We start from the raw sequence: 21,070 nt of genomic DNA on the forward strand, positions 1-21,070 counted from the left end.
TACAATAATATATACCCACTTCATAGAATTGAGGAATCTGTTAATGCAAAAAAAATTTTTTTACGATAAATCGGCCTTTTCACTGCTTGATTTTTGTTCTATTTTTATTCCTTTTCTGCTTGTGTTATATTCAGTTAATATTTTTTACCCTAATATAACTTCACTAATTCCAAGCTATCCTATATATAAGCAAATTTTGTTGCATCTAGTTTTATCCTATTTCTGTATTTTATGGTTTTGGCTAAAATTAAGACATTATACCTATCGAAAAACATTCTGGGTTGAGTTAAGAGAGATAATATATACATTATTTTTATTTTGTATTATTGAATTATCTTTTATTGCATTCTTAAAGCTTACTTTTTCCCGTACCTTCTTTATATTAATGTGGAGTAACATATTTTTATTATTTCCACTAGTTCGTTTTATAGTAAAGTTTGTTTTAATAAAAAATGGGAAGTATAGAAAGAAAACGATCATTATTGGTGCGAATGCAAATGCCTTGGAGGCTTATCAAGCTATCAAGAGTGAGTTTTTCTTAGGGCTTGATGTGGTGTATTTTCTTGATGTGAATACTCAATCTGAAAATGTTTCTAATGCGTATTTAAAAAATTTAAATATTCCTATTTTATTTCCTGATAGGGATAATTTATTTTCTTTAGTAGATAAAGATAATGCTCAATTCATTTTAGCATTAGAAGACAATCAAACTGATGAGCTAGATTACTGGGTAAAGTTGCTAGCAAAACATCATTGTAGAGCTATTTCTATTGTGCCTAGTTTAAAGGGATTGCCGTTGTATAATACGGATGTTTCCTTTATTTTTAGCCACGAAGTTATGCTGTTACGGGTACAGAATAGGCTAGCTAAGCGTAGTTCTAGAATATTAAAAAGAGCAATGGATATTTTTATTTCTTTAGCCTTAATTATTGTACTTTCACCCTTTTTATTATGGTTATATTATCTTGTGGCGAAAGATGGTGGGAAAGCAATCTATGCACATAAACGTGTTGGAATGAATAAAAAAGTTTTTGGTTGTTTAAAATTTAGAACGATGGTTCTTAATTCAGATGAAGTGTTGCGTAGCTTATTAAAAAACGATCCTGAAGCAAAGGCTGAATGGGAAAAAGATTTTAAATTAAAAAATGATCCTAGAATTACTAAAATAGGTCATTTTCTGCGTAAAACAAGTTTAGATGAATTACCACAGTTATTTAATGTGCTTAAAGGGGATATGAGTTTAGTTGGCCCTCGTCCAATTGTTCGTCAAGAATTAATAAGATATAGAGATGAGTTAGATTATTATTTAATGACTCGTCCAGGAATGACGGGATTGTGGCAAATTAGTGGGAGGAATAATATTGATTATTCCACACGAGTTTATTACGATGCGTGGTATGTTAGAAATTGGTCAATTTGGAATGACATCACAATTTTATTTAAAACAGCAAGAGTTGTATTTGAAAAAACGGGTGCTTATTAATACTGTAGGGAAATATTTTTTATAGCGAAATCAGAGTAACCCTGTAAAATAGCTCAATTCTTAAATGAGTAAAACAAAAGTGCGGTGAGTTTTTATGAATTTTTCTATGCAACCTATTGCTGCAACAACACAAGGCGCTTGGCTTTTAACCCAAGGATCAAATATTTTTCTGGTAAATCAAAAATTACCTGAGGGCAAGGCGGAAGAATTTCAATTAACGGGGCTTTTAGCAATGGAAATTGGGCGTTGGAATGATCAACCACTTTGGCTTGTTGCAGAACAGGAAGATTTACGAACTTACACGTCTTTGCGCAGTTTACTGTATTTGCCTGAAACACAATTTAATTTGCTCAATCGTGGTGTGGAAATTAACCATTTCCTAAAAACTCACCGCTTTTGTGGGAAATGTGGGACGAAAATGGCAATGGTGAAAGACGAATTGGCGGTGCAATGTGAAAACTCCGCCTGTTCTTACCGCACTTATCCTGTGATTTGCCCTTCAATTATCGTGGCAGTTCGCCGTGGTAAGCAGATTTTGCTCGCTAATCATCAGCGTCATCAACAAGAAAAAATGTACACAACCTTGGCGGGCTTTGTGGAAGCGGGGGAGAGTTTTGAGCAAACGGTAAAACGTGAAGTGTTTGAAGAAACGGGAATCAAGGTGAAAAATATTCGCTATTTTGGTAGCCAGCCTTGGGCATTTCCTAATTCTCAAATGGTGGGGTTTTTAGCTGATTATGTTTCGGGGGAGATTCGTGTGCAAGAGACAGAGATTCAAGATGCACAGTGGTTCGATTATGATAAAGCCTTGCCAAATTTGCCACCACAAGGCACTATTGCGTTGAAATTAATTAATGCCACACTGGCACTTTGTGCCGCTGATGATAAAAGTGCGGTAGAAAAATAAAGGAAGTTAAGATGTCTGAATTAAAAAATGATCGTTATTTACGTGCGCTTCTGCGTGAACCAGTGGATATGACCCCAGTATGGATGATGCGTCAAGCAGGGCGTTATTTACCAGAATATAAAGCCACACGTGCGCAAGCAGGGGATTTTATGTCCCTTTGTCGTAATGCCGAGCTGGCTTGTGAGGTTACGCTACAACCTTTACGCCGTTATAATTTGGACGCTGCAATTTTGTTTTCTGATATTCTCACTATTCCAGATGCAATGGGGCTAGGTTTGAGCTTTGGGGCTGGGGAAGGACCGAAATTTGCCCATCCAATAGAAAATAGAAGTGCGGTGGAAAATTTGCTGATTCCTGATCCTGAACAAGAATTGCAATATGTGATGAATGCAGTGCGAACTATTCGCCGTGAACTCAAAGGCGAAGTGCCGTTAATTGGATTTTCTGGCAGTCCTTGGACGCTTGCGACTTATATGGTGGAAGGTGGTAGCAGCAAGGCTTTCACGAAAATTAAGAAAATGCTTTATAGCGATCCAAAAACCTTGCATTTATTACTCGACAAATTAGCGGATTCCGTTGCCCTTTATCTCAATGCGCAAATTAAAGCAGGGGCGCAATCGGTGATGATTTTTGACACTTGGGGCGGTGTGCTAGCGCATCGTGAATATCTTGAATGTTCGCTACAATATATGCGAAAAATTGTGGAAAACCTCATTCGTCATTATGATGGACGCAAAGTACCAGTTACCTTATTCACCAAAGGTGGCGGATTGTGGTTAGAACATATCGCGAACACAGGTTGCGATGCAGTTGGTTTGGATTGGACCGTGGATCTCGCAGAGGCGAAAAAGCGTATCGGGCATAAAGTGGCACTACAAGGTAATATGGATCCTTCCGTGCTTTATGCTTCTCCTGAACGTATTGAACAAGAAGTGCGGTCAATTTTGGCGGATTTTGGTGAAGGAAGCGGGCATATCTTTAATCTTGGTCACGGTATTCATCAAGATGTACCTGAAATCAGCCCGAAGATTTTCGTTGATGCGATTCATCATTATTCTCAGTCTTATCATAAAATAAGGGCAAACAATGCGTAATCCTATTCATAAACGCTTAGAACATTTAGCAAGTTGGCAGCATATCACTTTTATGGCGTGCCTATGTGAACGAATGTTGCCGAATTTTCAGCTCTTTTGCCAAGTAACGGAACTGCCTGAGCAAAGTCGAATTTATCAAAATATTCTGAATTTAACCTGGGAATATTTAACCGTGAAAGGGGCAAACATCAATTTTGATAATCAGTTAGAAAAGTTTGAGGCGATTATCCCAGATGTAAATAATTACGACTTTTATGGTGTAGTGCCCGCGATTAATGCGTGCGAGGCGCTTTCTGAATTATTACACAGCCTCATTGCGGGAGAAACCTTAGAACACGCGGTGCAAGTGAGTTTGATTTCTTTGCAAACTGTTACTGGATTATTGGAAATGCATTTAGATCGGGAATTATCCGAGCAAGAACTCAAAGCAAGTGAAGAAATTGAGCAAGAACTAGATGTACAATGGCAGATCTACCGTACGCTCCGAGAGAGCGAAGAGCGTGATATTTCCTTGATTTTAGCCCTTAAAAATGAAATTCGAGTAGAAGGGATTTCAAATATCGGTATAGAATTTAACCAATAATGTGATTTAGGTTACATTTTTGCGATTTATTGCTTTGCTTTATATTGAAGTTGATCTATCCTTTATCGCGCTGTTAATGCAGTATTTACTATAGTCGTTAAGCGCATCCTAACACGCTTAATTTAATCAAAAATAGAGAAGGTACTAATTTATGAATAAAACGGACTTAATTGATGCAATTGCAAGTGCAGCAGCATTAAATAAAAAACAAGCTAAAGCTGCATTAGAAGCAACTTTAGATGCTATCGCAGGGAGCTTAAAAGCAGGCCAGCCAGTTCAATTAATCGGCTTTGGTACATTTAAAGTGAATGAGCGTAAAGCACGTACTGGTCGCAATCCACAAACGGGTGCCGAAATCCAAATTGCTGCGTCTAAAGTGCCTGCTTTCGTTGCTGGTAAAGGTTTAAAAGACGCAATTAAATAATTATTGTCTTTATTTTTCTGACCCTGTGTAATGCAGGGTTTTTTATTTATGCTACTTGATAAATAGCCTTCTTCTCTATTTTAACCAATTTTCTATTTACATTTTCCTTTTCTTTCTATAATATTCCGAACCGAAATTTAAATCTAATCAAATATTATGAAACGAAACATTCAGCCAAGAAATACCCAGCAACGCCGTCATCGCATTGTACAGTTATTACAAAGCCAAGGTGAAGTTAGTGTAGAGCAACTTGTGCAATTATTTGACACCTCAGAAGTGACTATTCGCAAAGATTTAACCGCGCTTGAGGCAAATGGGGTATTAGTACGCCGTTATGGTGGGGCGATTTTAATGCCGCAAGAATTGCTGGATGAAAACCAAGATGAGCATCTTTCAAAACGAAAGTTAGCGATTGCAAAAAAAGCGGCAGAACGGATTGCCGATCATAATCGCATCATTATTGATAGCGGTAACACAACCGCTGCATTGATCAATCAGCTCAATAAGAAGCAAGGTTTGGTCGTGATGACCAACTCGCTTTCCGTCGCCACGCAGTTGCGTGCTTTAGAAAATGAACCAACGCTATTGATGACAGGGGGGACTTGGGATACCCGTTCTGAATCTTTTCAAGGGCAAGTTGCCGCACAGGTGTTACGTTCATACAATTTTGATCAGCTCTTTATTGGTGCAGATGGCATTGATCTTGAACGCGGTACCACGACATTTAATGAATTAGTGGATTTAAGTCGTGTTATGGCGGATGTTTCCCGTGAAGTTATCGTTATGGTGGAATCACAAAAAATTGGCAGAAAAATGCCAAATATCGAATTAACCTGGCAACAAATTGATGTATTAGTCACAGATGATTTGTTGGCAGAAGACATTAGACAGCAAATCGAAGCACAAGGCGTAGAGGTTATTTGTGCAAGTGCGGTCTAAATTTTAAGTATTTTTTATTATTTTTTTAACATTGAAACAAAGGACATTTTATGTGTGGAATTGTTGGTGCAGTAGCACAACGTGATGTAGCAGAAATTCTGGTTGATGGATTACATCGTTTGGAATACCGTGGTTATGATTCCGCGGGTGTGGCGGTATTAGATGCAGATCATAATATGCAAATTGTTCGCCGAGTAGGGAAAGTCAATGCGCTGGATGAAGCGATTGAAGCGAACCCCATTTTAGGCGGAACAGGGATTGCACATACACGTTGGGCTACCCACGGTGAGCCTTCAGAAGCCAATGCTCACCCACATCGCTCTGGTAAAATTGCTATTGTACATAATGGTATTATTGAAAATTACGAAGAATTGCGTGAAGAATTGCAAAAACGCGGTTATGTATTTCTTTCTCAAACCGATACAGAAGTTATTGCACACCTAGTAGAATGGGAATATCGCACTGCTAGCTCATTATTAGACGCCGTGCAAAAAACCGTGGCACAATTGCGCGGCGCTTATGGGATGGTTGCGATGCACCAAGATGAACCTGAACATCTTGTTGTCGCTCGTTCTGGTAGCCCATTAGTTATCGGCTTAGGTGTGGGAGAAAATTTCCTTGCCTCTGATCCGCTTGCCCTCTTAAGTGTTACACGTCGTTTTATTTACTTAGAAGAAGGGGATGTTGCTGAAATTTCTCGCCGAGATGTGCAAATTTTTGATGCGCAAGGTAATGCCGTTGAGCGTGAAGTACACGAAGGACATTTTGAAGCGGATGCGGCAGATAAAGGACAATATCGCCATTATATGCAAAAAGAAATTTTTGAACAGCCTGTTGCAATTATGAATACCTTAGATGGCCGCATCGTCAATGGTAAAGTGAATATTGATGCCATTGGCCCTAATGCCGCAGAAATCTTGAAAAAAGTGGAACATATTCAAATTGTTGCCTGTGGTACGTCGTATAATGCAGGTATGGTTGCGCGCTACTGGTTTGAATCTATTGCTGGGGTGAGCTGTGATGTGGAAATTGCTTCGGAATTCCGCTATCGCAAATTTGTAACACGTCCAAACAGTTTATTAATTACCCTTTCACAATCAGGAGAAACGGCAGATACTTTAGCTGCATTACGTTTAGCGAAAGAATCGGGTTATATGACAGCAATGACCATCTGTAACGTTGCAAGCTCTTCATTAGTACGTGAATCTGATTTTGCCTTTATGACTCGTGCGGGGGTAGAAATTGGTGTGGCATCCACCAAAGCATTTACCACGCAATTAACTTGCTTATTATTATTAAATGCAGCAATTGGGCGTTTAAAAGGCACTGTGAGTGAAGAACAAGAACATCATATCGTACAGGCTTTACAACGCTTACCAGCGCAAATTGAAAGTGCGCTAGTTTTTGATAAACAGATTGAAAAACTCTCTGAAGATTTTGCTGAAAAACATCATACATTATTCTTAGGACGTGGTGAGTTTTACCCAATTGCAATGGAATCTGCATTGAAATTGAAAGAAATTTCTTATATTCACGCAGAGGCCTATGCAGCAGGAGAATTAAAACACGGGCCATTAGCCTTAATTGATAGCGATATGCCTGTGATTGTGGTTGCGCCAGAAAATGATTTACTGGAAAAAGTAAAATCAAATATTGAGGAAGTTCGCGCTCGTGGTGGTCAGCTTTATATTTTCGCAGATCACGATGCGGGTTTCAGCGATGGCGAAGGCTTTAAAACGATCGTATTGCCGAAAGTTGATGAAGTTACTGCACCCATTTTTTACACTGTGCCGTTACAACTCCTTTCTTACCACATTGCCTTAATTAAAGGCACTGATGTGGATCAACCTCGTAATCTTGCTAAAGCGGTTACAGTGGAATAAGTTTGGAAAGTGCGGTTAAAATTGTACCTAAAAGGTAATATATAGACTAATTTACACCGCACTTTATTTTTATTAAATTTACCGTATAGGTAACGCTAAAATTTGGCAAATAACAATCCGCATGTGAAACATGCGGTTTTGAGGCTACCCTATAAGCACCTTTACTTCACACATCCCTCAAGGGATGTGTGAAAGACCGACAACCGTGTTTAGAGATTACTTTGGTTACCCCTTAAAGGGCCCCCACATATTCTTTCGTATTTAAATTATCTTGTACTATATCTTCTTTTTCTTGATTACGTATATATCCTATACCACCTTGGCATTTAAGCCCACCGTACTTACATAATAGCCTTTTGCCCAAAAGTGTCTATTGCCATATTTATATTTTAGATTTGCATGCTTTTCAAAAAGCATCAATGATGATTTTCCTTTCAAATATCCCATAAAACTTGAAACTGCTAATTTCGGTGGTATTTTTACAGGTATATGGATATGATCTTTCATCGCATGAGCTTCTACAATTTCTACGCCTTTATAATCACATAAACGCCTTAAAATACGCCTTATATCTGTTCTTAGCTTACCGAAAATAGCTTTCCGTCTGTATTTAGGTATAAATACTAGGTGATACTTACCGTTCCACTTTGCGTGTGATAAACTTGAATCGTCATTCGCTTTATTTGCTATGAGCTATCCTCCTATATGTTGAATTTTGGTTGTCAGCCTTGTTCATTATATAGTGAGGATTTTTCTTTTCATCGCTTAAGCTCTTTAACACCATACGCATAGCGTATGGTTTTTATAGCCAGCCTTTGGCTGGCTATAATAAAAAAGCCCGAAATGATATTCGGGCTTTCGATGACTTAAAGACTAAATTTTATTCTGCATCTTCTGCCATATTTAACATTTCTGCTAAACTTGCGGTGGCATCATCAGCACTGAATGTAAATTCAGAGGCAATGTCTTCATCTGAAACCATTGAGGCTTTCGTTGGTTGCTCAGGTTCTACAATACCCGCAACACGGTTTTTCTGGCGTTGTTGGTGATACGCAAAACCTGTACCTGCTGGGATCAAACGACCAACGATAACGTTCTCTTTCAAGCCACGCAATTCATCGCGTTTACCTGCCACGGCAGCTTCCGTAAGCACGCGGGTGGTTTCTTGGAATGAGGCGGCTGAGATAAAGGATTCGGTCGCCAATGAGGCTTTGGTGATACCCAATAACTCACGCTCAAACTCAACCAATGGTTTACCTTCCGCTTCACGTTTTTGGTTAACCATTTTCACACGTGCAACTTCTACTTGCTCACCTTCTAAGAATTCAGAGTCATAAGCCTTCGTGATGATGGCTTTACGCAACATTTGGCGAACGATAACTTCGATATGTTTATCGTTAATTTTTACCCCTTGTAAGCGGTAAACTTCTTGCACTTCGTTAACAATGTAATCAGTTACTGCGTGTACACCGCGCAAACGTAGAATATCGTGTGGCGTTTCTGCACCATCAGAAATCAGATCCCCACGCTCTACCATTTCGCCTTCAAATACGTTGAGCTGACGCCATTTTGGAATCATTTCTTCGTACACTTCACCTTCTGTTGGGGTGATAAGTAAGCGACGTTTACCTTTGGTTTCTTTACCGAAGGAAACAATACCGGAAATTTCTGCTAAGATGGCTGGTTCTTTCGGTTTACGCGCTTCAAAGAGATCCGCTACGCGTGGAAGACCACCGGTAATATCTTTGGTTCCTGCTGATTCTTGTGGAATACGTGCAAGGGAATCCCCGACGTGAACCTCTGCCCCATCTTCAAGGGTAACAATCGCTTTACCCGGTAAGGTGTACTGCGCTGGCATATCTGAACCTGCAATGAGAACATCATTACCTTGTGCATCAACTAGCTTGATAGTTGGACGTAAATCCTTACCGGCTGTTGCGCGCTCACCCACATCTTGTACGACGATTGAAGATAAACCTGTTAATTCATCGGTTTGACGAGTTACGGTTAAGCCATCAACAATATCAACAAATTTCACGAAACCTGATACTTCGGAAACCACTGGCATAGTATGTGGATCCCAGTTTGCAACGGTTTCACCTGCATTCACTTCATCACCGTCTGCTTTGTTTAATACTGCACCGTAAGGCACTTTATAATGCTCTTTGGTACGACCAAAGGCATCAATGACAGTTAATTCAGTATTACGAGAAGTTAATACCAATTTGCCTTCTTTGTTGGTAACAAATTTCACGTTTGCTAAACGTAATGTACCGTTATTCTTAACTTGAATACTTGATTCTTTTGCTGCCGCAGATGCCGCACCACCGATATGGAAGGTACGCATCGTTAGCTGTGTACCCGGCTCACCGATTGATTGTGCAGCAATAACACCTACCGCTTCACCTTGGTTAATAAGGTGTCCACGTGCCAGATCGCGTCCGTAACATTTCGCACATACACCAAAGTTAGTATCACAGGTTACGACTGAACGTACTTTAATGCTATCAACGGAATTTTCATCAATGAGGTCACAAAGTTTTTCATCTAATAAGGTATTACGTGGGATTAAAACTTCGTCTGTACCCGGTTTTAAGATGTCTTCTGCGGCAACACGACCTAATACGCGATCACGTAAAGGCTCTTTTACATCGCCCCCCTCAATTAATGGGGTCATTACGATACCTTCGTAAGTACCACAGTCATCTTCAATGATCACTAAGTCTTGTGCCACATCCACTAAACGGCGAGTTAAGTAACCTGAGTTTGCCGTTTTCAGTGCGGTATCCGCCAAACCTTTACGCGCACCGTGGGTTGAAATAAAGTACTGAAGTACGTTTAGCCCTTCGCGGAAGTTCGCGGTAATCGGTGTTTCGATAATTGAGCCATCTGGACGAGCCATCAAACCACGCATACCAGCAAGCTGACGAATCTGTGCGGCAGAACCACGCGCCCCAGAATCAGCCATCATAAAGATACTGTTAAATGACGCTTGTTTTTCCAGCTCCCCTTCACGGTTTACGACTTCTTCTTGTGAAAGGTTTTCCATCATCGCTTTAGCAACACGTTCATTTGCGGCTGCCCAAATATCGATGACTTTGTTATAACGCTCACCTGCGGTAACTAAACCTGATTGGAATTGCTCTTGAATTTCTGCAACTTCTTGTTCTGCGGCTGAAATAATTTCATATTTTTTCGCCGGGATCACCATATCATCAATACCGACTGATGAACCAGAACGTGCAGCATAAGCAAAACCAGTGTACATAATTTGGTCAGCAAATAGTACGCTCGCTTTCAATCCAAGACGACGATAACTTTCATTGATTAATTTAGAAATCGCTTTTTTGCCTAGGGTTTGATTGAATAAGCTAAATGGCATTCCTTTTGGTGCAATCATCCATAAAATGGCACGACCAATTGTGGTATCCACAAGATTCGTTTGTGGAACAAACTCATCAGCAGCATCTTTCACATATTCTGTGATACGTACTTTCACACGAGAATGTAATTCAGCTTGTCCTGTACGATAAGCTTTTTCTGCTTCACGCGGATCTTGTAATAACATTCCTTCGCCTTTACCGTTCACTTTATCGCGTGTCATATAGTAAAGACCTAATACCACGTCTTGTGATGGTACGATAATCGGCTCACCATTAGCTGGTGAAAGAATGTTGTTGGTTGACATCATCAACGCACGTGCTTCAAGCTGAGCTTCAAGGGTTAATGGTACGTGAACCGCCATTTGGTCACCATCGAAGTCTGCATTGAATGCCGCACACACTAATGGGTGTAATTGAATCGCTTTACCTTCAATTAAGATTGGTTCAAAAGCCTGAATACCCAAACGGTGCAAGGTTGGCGCACGGTTTAATAAGATTGGGTGTTCACGGATAACTTCAGCCAAAATATCCCATACGATAGCATCTTCACGCTCAACCATTTTCTTCGCCGCTTTAATGGTTGTTGCAAAGCCACGGCTTTCTAATTTCGCGTAAATAAATGGACGGAATAATTCCAATGCCATTTTTTTCGGTAAACCACATTGATGTAGATGTAAGTATGGACCCACTGTAATTACAGAACGACCAGAATAATCAACACGTTTACCTAATAAGTTTTGACGGAAACGACCTTGTTTACCTTTGATCATATCCGCAAGTGATTTCAATGGACGGCGGTTAGAACCCGTAATTGCACGACCACGACGGCCATTATCCAATAACGCATCGACAGATTCTTGTAACATCCGTTTTTCGTTACGCACGATAATATCTGGTGCAATCAAGTCTAATAAACGTTTTAAACGGTTATTACGGTTAATCACACGACGATATAAATCATTTAAATCAGACGTTGCAAAGCGTCCGCCATCAAGCGGTACTAATGGACGTAAATCTGGTGGTAAAACAGGTAATACTGTCATCACCATCCATTCAGGTTTATTGCCTGATTGAATGAAAGATTCTAATAATTTTAAGCGTTTAGTGATTTTTTTACGTTTAGTCTCTGAATTGGTTTCTTGCAATTCTTCACGCAAGTTTTCGCATTCCACTTCCAGATCCATATCGCGTAATAACGCTTGGATCGCTTCCGCTCCCATTTTCGCTTCAAATTCGTCAGCCCAACGATCTTCAGCGTCCATATATTGTTCTTCCGTTAATAATTGACCTTTTTCCAGATCCGTCATTCCCGGTTCAGTAACAATGTAAGATTCAAAATAAAGTACACGTTCAATATCACGCAACGGCATATCTAATAATAAACCGATACGGGATGGTAAAGATTTTAAGAACCAAATGTGTGCAACTGGAGAAGCTAACTCAATATGTCCCATACGTTCACGACGAACTTTTGCTTGAGTAACTTCGACACCACATTTTTCACAGATCACACCACGGTGTTTTAAACGTTTATATTTTCCACATAAACATTCGTAGTCTTTTACTGGCCCGAAAATACGCGCACAGAAAAGCCCGTCACGCTCTGGTTTAAACGTACGGTAGTTGATAGTTTCAGGTTTTTTAACTTCACCAAATGACCAAGAACGGATCATATCCGGTGAGGCTAAACCAATTTTAATCACATCAAAATCTTCTGAAGTTTTTGATTGTGCTTTTAAAAACTTAACTAAGTCTTTCACAGATTTTGCTCCTGTCGGAGTTAAACTTATCCAAGTGCGGTGTAAAATTTCAACATTTTTTCACCGCACTTGAGCGTACTTTAGCTTTCGCTTATCAGATTATTCTTCGTCTAAGTCGATGTTAATACCCAGTGAACGAATTTCTTTCATAATTACGTTGAAAGATTCTGGCGTACCCGGATCCATTTGTTGGTTACCGCTCACGATATTTTTATACATCTTCGTACGACCATTCACATCATCAGATTTCACTGTAAGCATTTCTTGTAAGGTGTAAGCCGCACCATAAGCTTCGAGCGCCCATACCTCCATCTCACCGAAACGCTGACCACCAAATTGTGCTTTACCACCCAATGGTTGTTGCGTCACAAGACTATAAGAACCTGTTGAACGTGCGTGCATTTTGTCATCCACTAAGTGGTTCAATTTGAGCATATACATATAACCCACGGTTACAGGACGTTCAAATTTCTCACCGGTACGACCATCATATAAGGTGATTTGACCAGACGTTGGTAAGCCACCTAGCTCTAACAAGCCTTTAATTTCTTCTTCGTGCGCCCCGTCAAATACTGGTGTTGCTAATGGTAAACCTTTGCGTAAGTTTTGCGCTAAACGCATCACTTCTTCATCTGTAAAGGTTGAAAGATCCACTTTTTGTGAGCCACCACCTAAGTCATAAGCTTTTTGGATATAACCACGCAATTTCTCAACATCTTGTTTTTGTTTGATCATTGCATTGATTTGATCACCAATTCCTTTCGCCGCTAAACCTAAGTGTGTTTCAAGAATCTGACCAATGTTCATACGTGAAGGTACGCCCAGCGGGTTCAATACGATATCCACTGGCTGACCATTTTCGTCATACGGCATATCTTCAACTGGGTTAATTTTTGAGATAACCCCTTTGTTACCGTGACGACCCGCCATTTTATCACCCGGTTGGATTTGACGTTTCACTGCAAGATACACTTTCACCACTTTCAATACGCCCGGTGCAAGATCATCACCTTGGATAATTTTGCCACGTTTGACTTCAAGTTTGTGTTCAAAGTCTTTGCGAAGTTCTTCGTATTGTTCGGCTAATTGTTCTAATTGGCTTTGTTTGTCTTCATCTGAAAGGGTTTGTTCTAACCATTTTGTGCGTTCTAGTTTATCTAACTGCGCTTCAGAGATTCCACCAGAAATTAATACGTTACGTACACGAGCAAATAAACCTGCTTCTAAGATCTCTAATTCTTCGACAAGATCTTTTTTCGCTTGTTTTAATTGCATTTCTTCAATTTCTAATGCACGTTTATCTTTTTCTACACCATCACGGGTGAAAACTTGAACGTCAATCACAGTACCTGATACGCTATTTGGTACGCGTAGTGAAGAATCTTTTACATCTGAAGCTTTTTCACCAAAGATGGCACGTAATAATTTTTCTTCTGGGGTTAATTGGGTTTCACCTTTTGGTGTTACTTTACCCACAAGAATATCGCCACCTTTTACTTCTGCACCGATATATACAATCCCTGATTCATCGAGTTTGCTTAATGCAGCCTCACCGACGTTTGGAATATCTGCGGTAATTTCTTCTGAACCCAGTTTGGTATCACGTGCCACACAAGAAAGTTCTTGAATATGAATAGTCGTGAAACGATCTTCTTGTACTACACGCTCAGACACTAACATTGAGTCTTCAAAGTTATAACCATTCCAAGGCATAAATGCGACGCGCATATTTTGTCCAAGTGCAAGTTCACCTAAATCTGTTGATGGCCCATCCGCAAGGATTTCACCACGTTCAATAGGCTCACCTAATTGCACACAAGGAATTTGGTTGATACAGGTGTTTTGGTTAGAACGGGTATATTTCACAAGGTTGTAAATATCAATCCCCGCTTCGCCTGCGATAGTTTCATCTTCGTTTACTTTAACCACGATACGTGAAGCATCAACATATTGGATTGTTCCACCACGTTTTGCGACTACCGCCACCCCAGAGTCTAATGCCACAGGTTTTTCCATACCTGTACCGACTAATGGTTTATCTGCACGCAAGGTTGGCACGGCTTGGCGTTGCATGTTCGCCCCCATCAAGGCACGGTTTGCATCATCGTGCTCAAGGAATGGAATCAACGCTGCTGCCACAGAAACGATTTGCTGTGTTGATACGTCCATATAGTGAATTTCTTCTGGACGATATAAACCAGATTCACCATGCTCACCACGACAGGTTACGAAAGTATCGGTAAAGCGTAATTCCTCATCTAAATTTGAGTTTGCCTGTGCGATGATATATTTGCCTTCTTCAATGGCTGATAAGTATTCAATTTCTTCCGTAACTTGACCATTTACCACTTTGCGGTATGGGGTTTCTAAGAAACCGTAATCATTAGTACGCGCATACACCGCTAGCGAGTTGATCAAACCAATGTTTGGACCTTCAGGCGTTTCAATTGGACACACACGTCCATAATGGGTTGCATGAACATCTCGCACCTCGAAGCCTGCACGTTCACGAGTTAAACCGCCCGGCCCTAATGCAGAAATACGGCGTTTATGCGTCACTTCTGAAAGCGGATTATTCTGATCCATAAATTGGGAAAGTTGTGATGAACCAAAGAATTCTTTCACCGCGGCTGAAATTGGTTTCGCATTAATTAAATCTTGTGGAGTTACTGCTTCAAGATCGCCTAAAGAAAGACGCTCTTTTACTGCACGCTCAACACGCACTAAACCAATACGGAATTGGTTTTCTGCCATTTCACCCACAGAACGAATACGGCGGTTACCTAAGTGGTCAATGTCATCAACTTCACCACGACCATTACGGATATCAATCAATTTACGCATCACATTGACAATATCTTCTTTACTTAAGATACCGCTGCCCGTTGTTTCTTCAATGCCTAAAGAGCGGTTGAATTTCATTCGACCTACCGCAGATAAATCATAGCGATCTGCCGAGAAGAAAAGATTATCAAACAAGCCTTCTGCTGCTTCTTTTGTTGGTGGCTCACCCGGACGCATCATACGATAAATTTCAACCAATGCACTCAAACGATCAGTGGTTGGATCAACGCGTAAGGTATCTGAAATATATGGACCGTAATCTAAATCGTTAGTAAATAGGGTTTCAATGGTTTTGTAACCTGCTTGTGATAATTTTGCTAAAACCTCTAGCGTCATTTCACCATTGGCAGGACAAATCACTTCACCAGTCTCAAGATCAACATAGTCTTTCGCGGCAACTTTGCCTACAATGTATTCTGTTGGCACTTCAACCTGAGTCACATTGTCTTTTTCAAGCGCACGAATATGACGAGCAGTAATACGACGACCCACTTCAACGTAGGTTTTTCCATTTGCCACAATATCGAAAGTTGCCGTTTCACCACGCAATCTTTCTGGCACTAAGGTCATTAATAATTTGTTATCGTCAATTTGGAAAACAACTTTATCGAAGAATAAATCTAAAATTTCTTCTGTCGTGTAATTTAAAGCACGCAAAATAATGGTCGCAGGTAATTTACGGCGACGGTCAATACGTGCATATAAGTTATCTTTTGGATCAAATTCAAAATCTAACCAAGAACCACGATAAGGAATAATACGTGCATTATAAAGCACTTTTCCTGATGAGTGTGTTTTACCTTTGTCGCTATCAAAGAACACACCAGGGCTACGGTGCAATTGCGAAACAATTACACGCTCAGTACCATTAATCACAAATGTTCCGTTATCTGTCATTAATGGGATTTCACCCATATACACTTCTTGTTCTTTAATATCTTTGATCGTACCCGGTGCGGCATCTTTATCATAGCTAACAAGACGCAATTTTACCCGTAATGGCGCAGCATAAGTGGTACCGCGAATTTGACATTCACGCACATCAAATACGGGTTCACCTAAACGGTAGCTGACATATTGTAATTCTGTATTGCCATTATTGCTGACAATCGGGAATACAGAACGGAATGCCGCTTCTAGACCTTGCTGACCCTCAGGATCTCTTTGGATAAATTTATCAAAAGAATCAAGTTGAATTGTTAATAAATATGGTACATTTAAAACTTGCGGACGCTTACCGAAGTCTTTACGAATACGTTTTTTCTCAGTATAGGAGTAACCCATTGGTTTTCCTCAATAAATTTTAGTGAGACCGAGTTGAAAGAAAATAAAAGTGCGGTCATTTTTTCGCTTATTTTCAATCAATGATGAATCCGTTTCCAGATACCGCACTCTGAACCTTACTTCTGATGAGCGGGTTGCCATCAAACTACCAGAAAACTAGCCTGATTCACGCAACAAAACGGTGATTATTCAGTATATTTTTAATCCAAACTATTTAGCGGAATTAAAAATGGTTGATGATTATATATAAAATAAGCACATTCAGTCAAGAAAAAATCCACACAGTGCAAGCTCGCATTAATGCAATGAATAAGGAGCGACAATATTACTATCACCTCTTAATAGCTCCATTAGCTTATTGTGAATAAATAATTTTTCTCGACCACGAACATATTCTTGCAAAACTCCAATTTCACATAATTCTTTCAAATACTTTGAAGCTGTTTGACGTTTCGCAATGGCTTTATCCTCTATATGTGTAATACGGATATAAGGTTGCTCAAAAAGTAAATCGACCAATTCTCGACTATATATTTGTGGCAACTTATGCTTAATATATGTTGCGGTTTCTTCCGCTAAGTGTTTAATCGCCTCAATTTTGGCAACCGTCCATTTTGCGGTATCTTCAATACCTTTTAAAATATAAATGATCCACTGCGACCAATTTTGTTTTGCGGTAACATCTAATAAACAGCGATAATAATCCTCTTTATTTTCAATAATATAACGACTTAAATAAAGAATAGGTAAATGCAATAACCCCTTTTCAATTAACAGTAAACTATTCAAAATTCTTCCTGTTCGACCATTGCCATCAGTAAAAGGGTGAATCGCTTCAAATTGATAATGTGCCACAGCAAGAATAATCAGCGGATCAAGGTCATCATTATAGTGAATAAATTTTTCCCAATTAGATAATTTATCTCGAATTAAGGTTTCACCTTCGGGTGGGGTATAAATAATGTTTCCAGTTATACCATTACGTAACGATGTTCCCGTAATTTTACGAATATCCATTTCTCTCCCTTTAATTTCACTACAAACGATTACTGCTGTTTGTACACATAAAGGTTTTGTTGCTAGGCTGTTAAACCCAGAAAAAAGTGCAGTTCGATATTGTAATGCTTCTTTTGTCGCAGGATCTTGCTCACTCTTTTGTAATTGCAAAGATTGGAAAAGTTTATCTGTTGTTGTTACAACATTTTCTATTTCGCTACTTGCCCTTGCTTCCATAATAGGCAAGGTATTAATCAACATTGATTGATTCGGAATAAGCTCCGCTGCTTGCTTTAATTCAGCCAATGCCGCACGAGCTAAGATGGTTTGTTTCAAAATTTCTTTTGTTTCAATATCTTCATTCGGAGGCAGATCAGGAAGCTGATTATAAGGTAAAGTTGGATCCCAATTCATCATCTTTAAAAAACACCATTTTTTAAACATATTTTAAGTATAGGTTGATTGAATCAACATATCAATGAAATAGCATTAAATTTTGTCTGTTTTTAAACATATTATTAGGAATAATAAAAAACCCCGATATTTCTATCGGGGCTTTCAGAACCAGAACTGGTCGCAGAAAAATCAAAATTATTTGATTTCTACTTGTGCGCCAGCTTCTTCTAATTCTTTCTTAAGTGCTTCAGCTTCTGCTTTAGCAATACCTTCTTTTAATACTGCTGGTGCAGATTCAACTAAGTCTTTCGCTTCTTTTAAGCCTAAGCCAGTTGCACCACGTACTGCTTTGATTACTGCTACTTTGTTTGCACCAGCTGCTGCAAGTACTACATCAAATTCAGTTTTCTCTTCTGCTGCAGCTGCGTCACCGCCTGCTGCTACTGCTACTGCAGCCGCTGCTGCTGAAACACCGAATTTTTCTTCCATCGCAGAGATTAATTCTACGATTTCAGTTACTGATTTAGAAGCAATCGCTTCAATGATTTGTTCGTTAGTTAATGACATAACAATCAATTCCTAAAGTAAATAAATTAAACCGAATAAGAAACGCTGTAATTAAGCTGCTTCTTGTAATTTGTCGCGTAATGCTGCAAGAGTGCGAACAAGTTTGCCTGCCGCAGCTTCTTTCATTGTACCCATTAAACGTGCAATTGCTTCTTCGTAAGTCGGTAATGTTGCTAAGAATTCAACATCTTGGATCTTACCTTCAAAGGCTGCACCTTTAATTTCAAACTTATCATTTGCTTTTGCAAAATCTTTGAACAAACGTGCTGCTGCACCCGGGTGTTCAGTAGAAAATGCGATAAGTGTTGGACCTATAAACGCATCTTTTAAGCACTCATAATCTGTGCCTTCAACTGCACGACGTAACAAGGTGTTACGCACAACACGCATTGAAACACCAGCTTCACGAGCTGCTTTACGTAATTCAGTCATTTTATCAACAGTCACACCACGGGAATCCGCGATAACTGCTGACAGGGCACCTTTGGCTGCTTCATTTACTTCAGCAACAATTGCTTGTTTGTCTTGAAGATTTAATGCCATTGGTTGTTAGCTCCTGATACACTCCGCCTAAGCGGAACTTCTAAAAAATCTCAAAAAATAACCGCACTTTAAATTCGTGAGGTCTCTCTTTGAGGCTAAGGTGTCCAGAAGCAGAAAATTCTGTCTGTCCACCATCTACGCAGGCATTGCTATTAAGAAATGAAACCATTTCACCTACGGTCTTGGACGGGGCTTGATAGTAAGCACCATCAAAAATCTGCCGAAACAGATTTAGGTCGGGCATTATAGAGAGATTTATCATCAATGTAAATAAAAAGTTCCATTGAAGAGCCATTTTCTCAGTATAAAACCCAATATAAAAACGGCTTATCAATACAATAAGCCGTTTTTTAAACTCAAATTATAGACTGTTTTGATCTACTGCGACACCCGCACCTTGAGTGGTAGAAAGACTTACTTTCTTAATAAATACGCCTTTAGCGGAAGCAGGTTTTGCTTTTGTTAAAGCCGCTAATAAAGCTTGTAAGTTTTCTTTTAATTGCTCTGGGCTAAAGTCTGCTTTACCGATTGTGGTATGAATAATACCATTTTTATCATTACGGTAACGAACCTGACCAGATTTCGCATTTTTTACTGCTTCAGCCACATTTGGGGTTACAGTACCTACTTTCGGGTTTGGCATTAAGCCACGAGGTCCTAAAATTTGACCTAATTGACCAACAACGCGCATTGCATCAGGGGAAGCGATAACAACATCAAAGTCCATTTCGCCTTTCTTGATTTGCTCTGCTAAATCTTCCATACCCACTAAATCTGCACCTGCTTCTTTCGCTGCATCTGCATTTGCGCCTTGAGTGAATACCGCAACGCGAACGTTACGACCTGTACCGTTTGGTAATACTGTCGCACCACGAACATTTTGGTCAGATTTACGTGCATCAATCCCTAAATTTACTGCAACATCAACGCTTTCTACGAATTTAGCACTCGTAAATTGTTTTAATACTGCGATCGCTTCATTGATTTCATAAGCTTTAGTTGAATCAACACCCGCTTTGATTGCTTTCATACGTTTGGTGAGTTTAGCCATTAATTAGTCCTCCACTACCAAACCCATTGAACGTGCAGTACCTTCAATAGATTTCATCTTAGTTTCAATTGTTGCACCCGTCATATCCGCCGCTTTTGTTTCAGCAATCTCACGGATTTGTGCTTTTGTTACTTTACCGACTTTATCTTTGTTCGGTTTACCAGAACCTGATTTGATGCCAGCTGCTTTTTTCAATAATACCGCTGCTGGTGGGGTTTTAGTTACAAAAGTAAATGAACGGTCTGCATAAACAGTGATAACCACTGGAATCGGTAAACCTTTTTCTAAGCTCTCAGTACGAGCGTTGAATGCTTTACAGAATTCCATAATATTCACACCTTGTTGACCTAATGCTGGACCAACTGGTGGTGAAGGGTTAGCCATACCCGCTGCAACTTGCAACTTAATATAGGCTTGAACTTTCTTTGCCATTTTAATTTCCTCGTTATGGGTGATAACGCTTTTCAGCTCCCCGTGATTGAAAGCACGATTGTGCCAATTACATAAACATACACACAAGATTTGCGCGTAAGGTTGCGAATTATACAAATTTTACGCCGCATTGCAAATCAAAAATGCGTTAATCCTATCAGCCTACCTTATTTTCAACGATTGCAGTAAACCAAGCGCTTTCTCACCCATAAAAGCGTATAAAGGTAAATACAGAAAAAGGTATTAGTTGAGCTAATTCATTAATTCAAGTAAAATTAGCCTCTTTTTTGAGTTTTAAATAACGTAAGTTGTTTGTTTTTTAATCGTTATCGTATTTCATCTAAGGCTAGGGAGCAATGACAAATGAACAAAATTTATAAAGTGATTTTTAATCAAGTGCTTAACAGGTTAATCGTGGTTTCAGAAATTACGCGAGGAAAAGGCAAAAGCACCACAAACAAACAAACAAACAAAATAATAAAACACTGAACGCCCTTTCAC

15 protein-coding genes and 1 pseudogene are annotated in these 21,070 nt (G+C 39.5%); 8 read left to right on the plus strand and 8 right to left on the minus strand.

From position 1 onward, the window contains the following. Window positions 1-43 precede the first annotated feature (43 nt). From wbaP to glmS, 7 genes are all read left to right on the plus strand, one after another. Window positions 44-1,483, plus strand: a complete 1,440-nt coding sequence (wbaP, locus tag L5B83_RS10445) for an undecaprenyl-phosphate galactose phosphotransferase WbaP (RefSeq protein WP_265778478.1) — start codon at window positions 44-46, stop codon at window positions 1,481-1,483. 106 nt (window positions 1,484-1,589) lie between these two features. After that, window positions 1,590-2,390 carry an NAD(+) diphosphatase gene (gene nudC / locus L5B83_RS10450; RefSeq protein WP_442780649.1) on the plus strand — a complete coding sequence of 267 codons (801 nt, stop codon included), beginning with the start codon at window positions 1,590-1,592 and terminating at the stop codon, window positions 2,388-2,390. Between the two features lie 11 nt (window positions 2,391-2,401). Continuing rightward, window positions 2,402-3,484: a uroporphyrinogen decarboxylase gene (gene hemE, locus L5B83_RS10455; protein WP_265778480.1), complete on the plus strand. Its 1,083-nt coding sequence runs from the start codon at window positions 2,402-2,404 to the stop codon at window positions 3,482-3,484. Continuing rightward, on the plus strand, window positions 3,477-4,067 hold the full coding sequence (locus tag L5B83_RS10460) for a YjaG family protein (protein ID WP_265778481.1): 591 nt from the start codon (window positions 3,477-3,479) through the stop codon (window positions 4,065-4,067). Before hemE ends, L5B83_RS10460 begins: the two co-directional genes overlap by 8 nt. Window positions 4,068-4,218: 151 nt before the next feature. Beyond that, window positions 4,219-4,491 carry an HU family DNA-binding protein gene (locus tag L5B83_RS10465; RefSeq protein ID WP_265778482.1) on the plus strand — a complete coding sequence of 91 codons (273 nt, stop codon included), beginning with the start codon at window positions 4,219-4,221 and terminating at the stop codon, window positions 4,489-4,491. A gap of 156 nt (window positions 4,492-4,647) precedes the next feature. Further along, on the plus strand, window positions 4,648-5,430 hold the full coding sequence (locus L5B83_RS10470) for a DeoR/GlpR family DNA-binding transcription regulator (RefSeq protein WP_250351159.1): 783 nt from the start codon (window positions 4,648-4,650) through the stop codon (window positions 5,428-5,430). 50 nt (window positions 5,431-5,480) lie between these two features. Continuing rightward, window positions 5,481-7,313 carry a glutamine--fructose-6-phosphate transaminase (isomerizing) gene (gene glmS, locus L5B83_RS10475; RefSeq protein ID WP_265778483.1) on the plus strand — a complete coding sequence of 611 codons (1,833 nt, stop codon included), beginning with the start codon at window positions 5,481-5,483 and terminating at the stop codon, window positions 7,311-7,313. Between the two features lie 225 nt (window positions 7,314-7,538). Here the strand turns inward: glmS and tnpA are convergent. The 8 genes and pseudogenes from tnpA to rplK form a co-directional block, all read right to left on the minus strand. Next, window positions 7,539-8,003, minus strand: a pseudogene (tnpA, locus tag L5B83_RS10480) (IS200/IS605 family transposase). A gap of 190 nt (window positions 8,004-8,193) precedes the next feature. Continuing rightward, window positions 8,194-12,456, minus strand: coding sequence for a DNA-directed RNA polymerase subunit beta' (gene rpoC / locus L5B83_RS10485; RefSeq protein ID WP_265778484.1), 4,263 nt, complete (start codon window positions 12,454-12,456; stop codon window positions 8,194-8,196). 99 nt (window positions 12,457-12,555) lie between these two features. Further along, window positions 12,556-16,584, minus strand: coding sequence for a DNA-directed RNA polymerase subunit beta (gene rpoB / locus L5B83_RS10490; protein WP_265778485.1), 4,029 nt, complete (start codon window positions 16,582-16,584; stop codon window positions 12,556-12,558). Between the two features lie 297 nt (window positions 16,585-16,881). Beyond that, on the minus strand, window positions 16,882-17,997 hold the full coding sequence (fic, locus tag L5B83_RS10495; RefSeq protein WP_265778486.1) for a protein adenylyltransferase Fic: 1,116 nt from the start codon (window positions 17,995-17,997) through the stop codon (window positions 16,882-16,884). A 174-nt stretch (window positions 17,998-18,171) separates the two neighbouring features. Next, entirely contained in the window at window positions 18,172-18,543 is a 372-nt protein-coding gene (gene rplL, locus L5B83_RS10500; RefSeq protein WP_265762972.1) for a 50S ribosomal protein L7/L12, read from the minus strand. A gap of 51 nt (window positions 18,544-18,594) precedes the next feature. Then, window positions 18,595-19,086: a 50S ribosomal protein L10 gene (gene rplJ / locus L5B83_RS10505; protein WP_265778487.1), complete on the minus strand. Its 492-nt coding sequence runs from the start codon at window positions 19,084-19,086 to the stop codon at window positions 18,595-18,597. Between the two features lie 361 nt (window positions 19,087-19,447). Beyond that, on the minus strand, window positions 19,448-20,137 hold the full coding sequence (gene rplA / locus L5B83_RS10510) for a 50S ribosomal protein L1 (RefSeq protein WP_265778488.1): 690 nt from the start codon (window positions 20,135-20,137) through the stop codon (window positions 19,448-19,450). Between the two features lie 3 nt (window positions 20,138-20,140). Next, window positions 20,141-20,569, minus strand: coding sequence for a 50S ribosomal protein L11 (gene rplK / locus L5B83_RS10515; protein WP_265762974.1), 429 nt, complete (start codon window positions 20,567-20,569; stop codon window positions 20,141-20,143). 363 nt (window positions 20,570-20,932) lie between these two features. On the opposite strand from rplK, the gene L5B83_RS12495 reads away from it, so the two are divergent. Beyond that, complete coding sequence (locus L5B83_RS12495) at window positions 20,933-21,058, plus strand: ESPR domain-containing protein (RefSeq protein WP_442780642.1); 126 nt, start codon at window positions 20,933-20,935, stop codon at window positions 21,056-21,058. The last annotated feature ends 12 nt before the right edge of the window (window positions 21,059-21,070 follow it).

The sequence above is a fragment of the Avibacterium sp. 21-599 genome, from assembly GCF_026226765.1.
Taxonomy (GTDB): Bacteria; Pseudomonadota; Gammaproteobacteria; order Enterobacterales; family Pasteurellaceae; genus Avibacterium.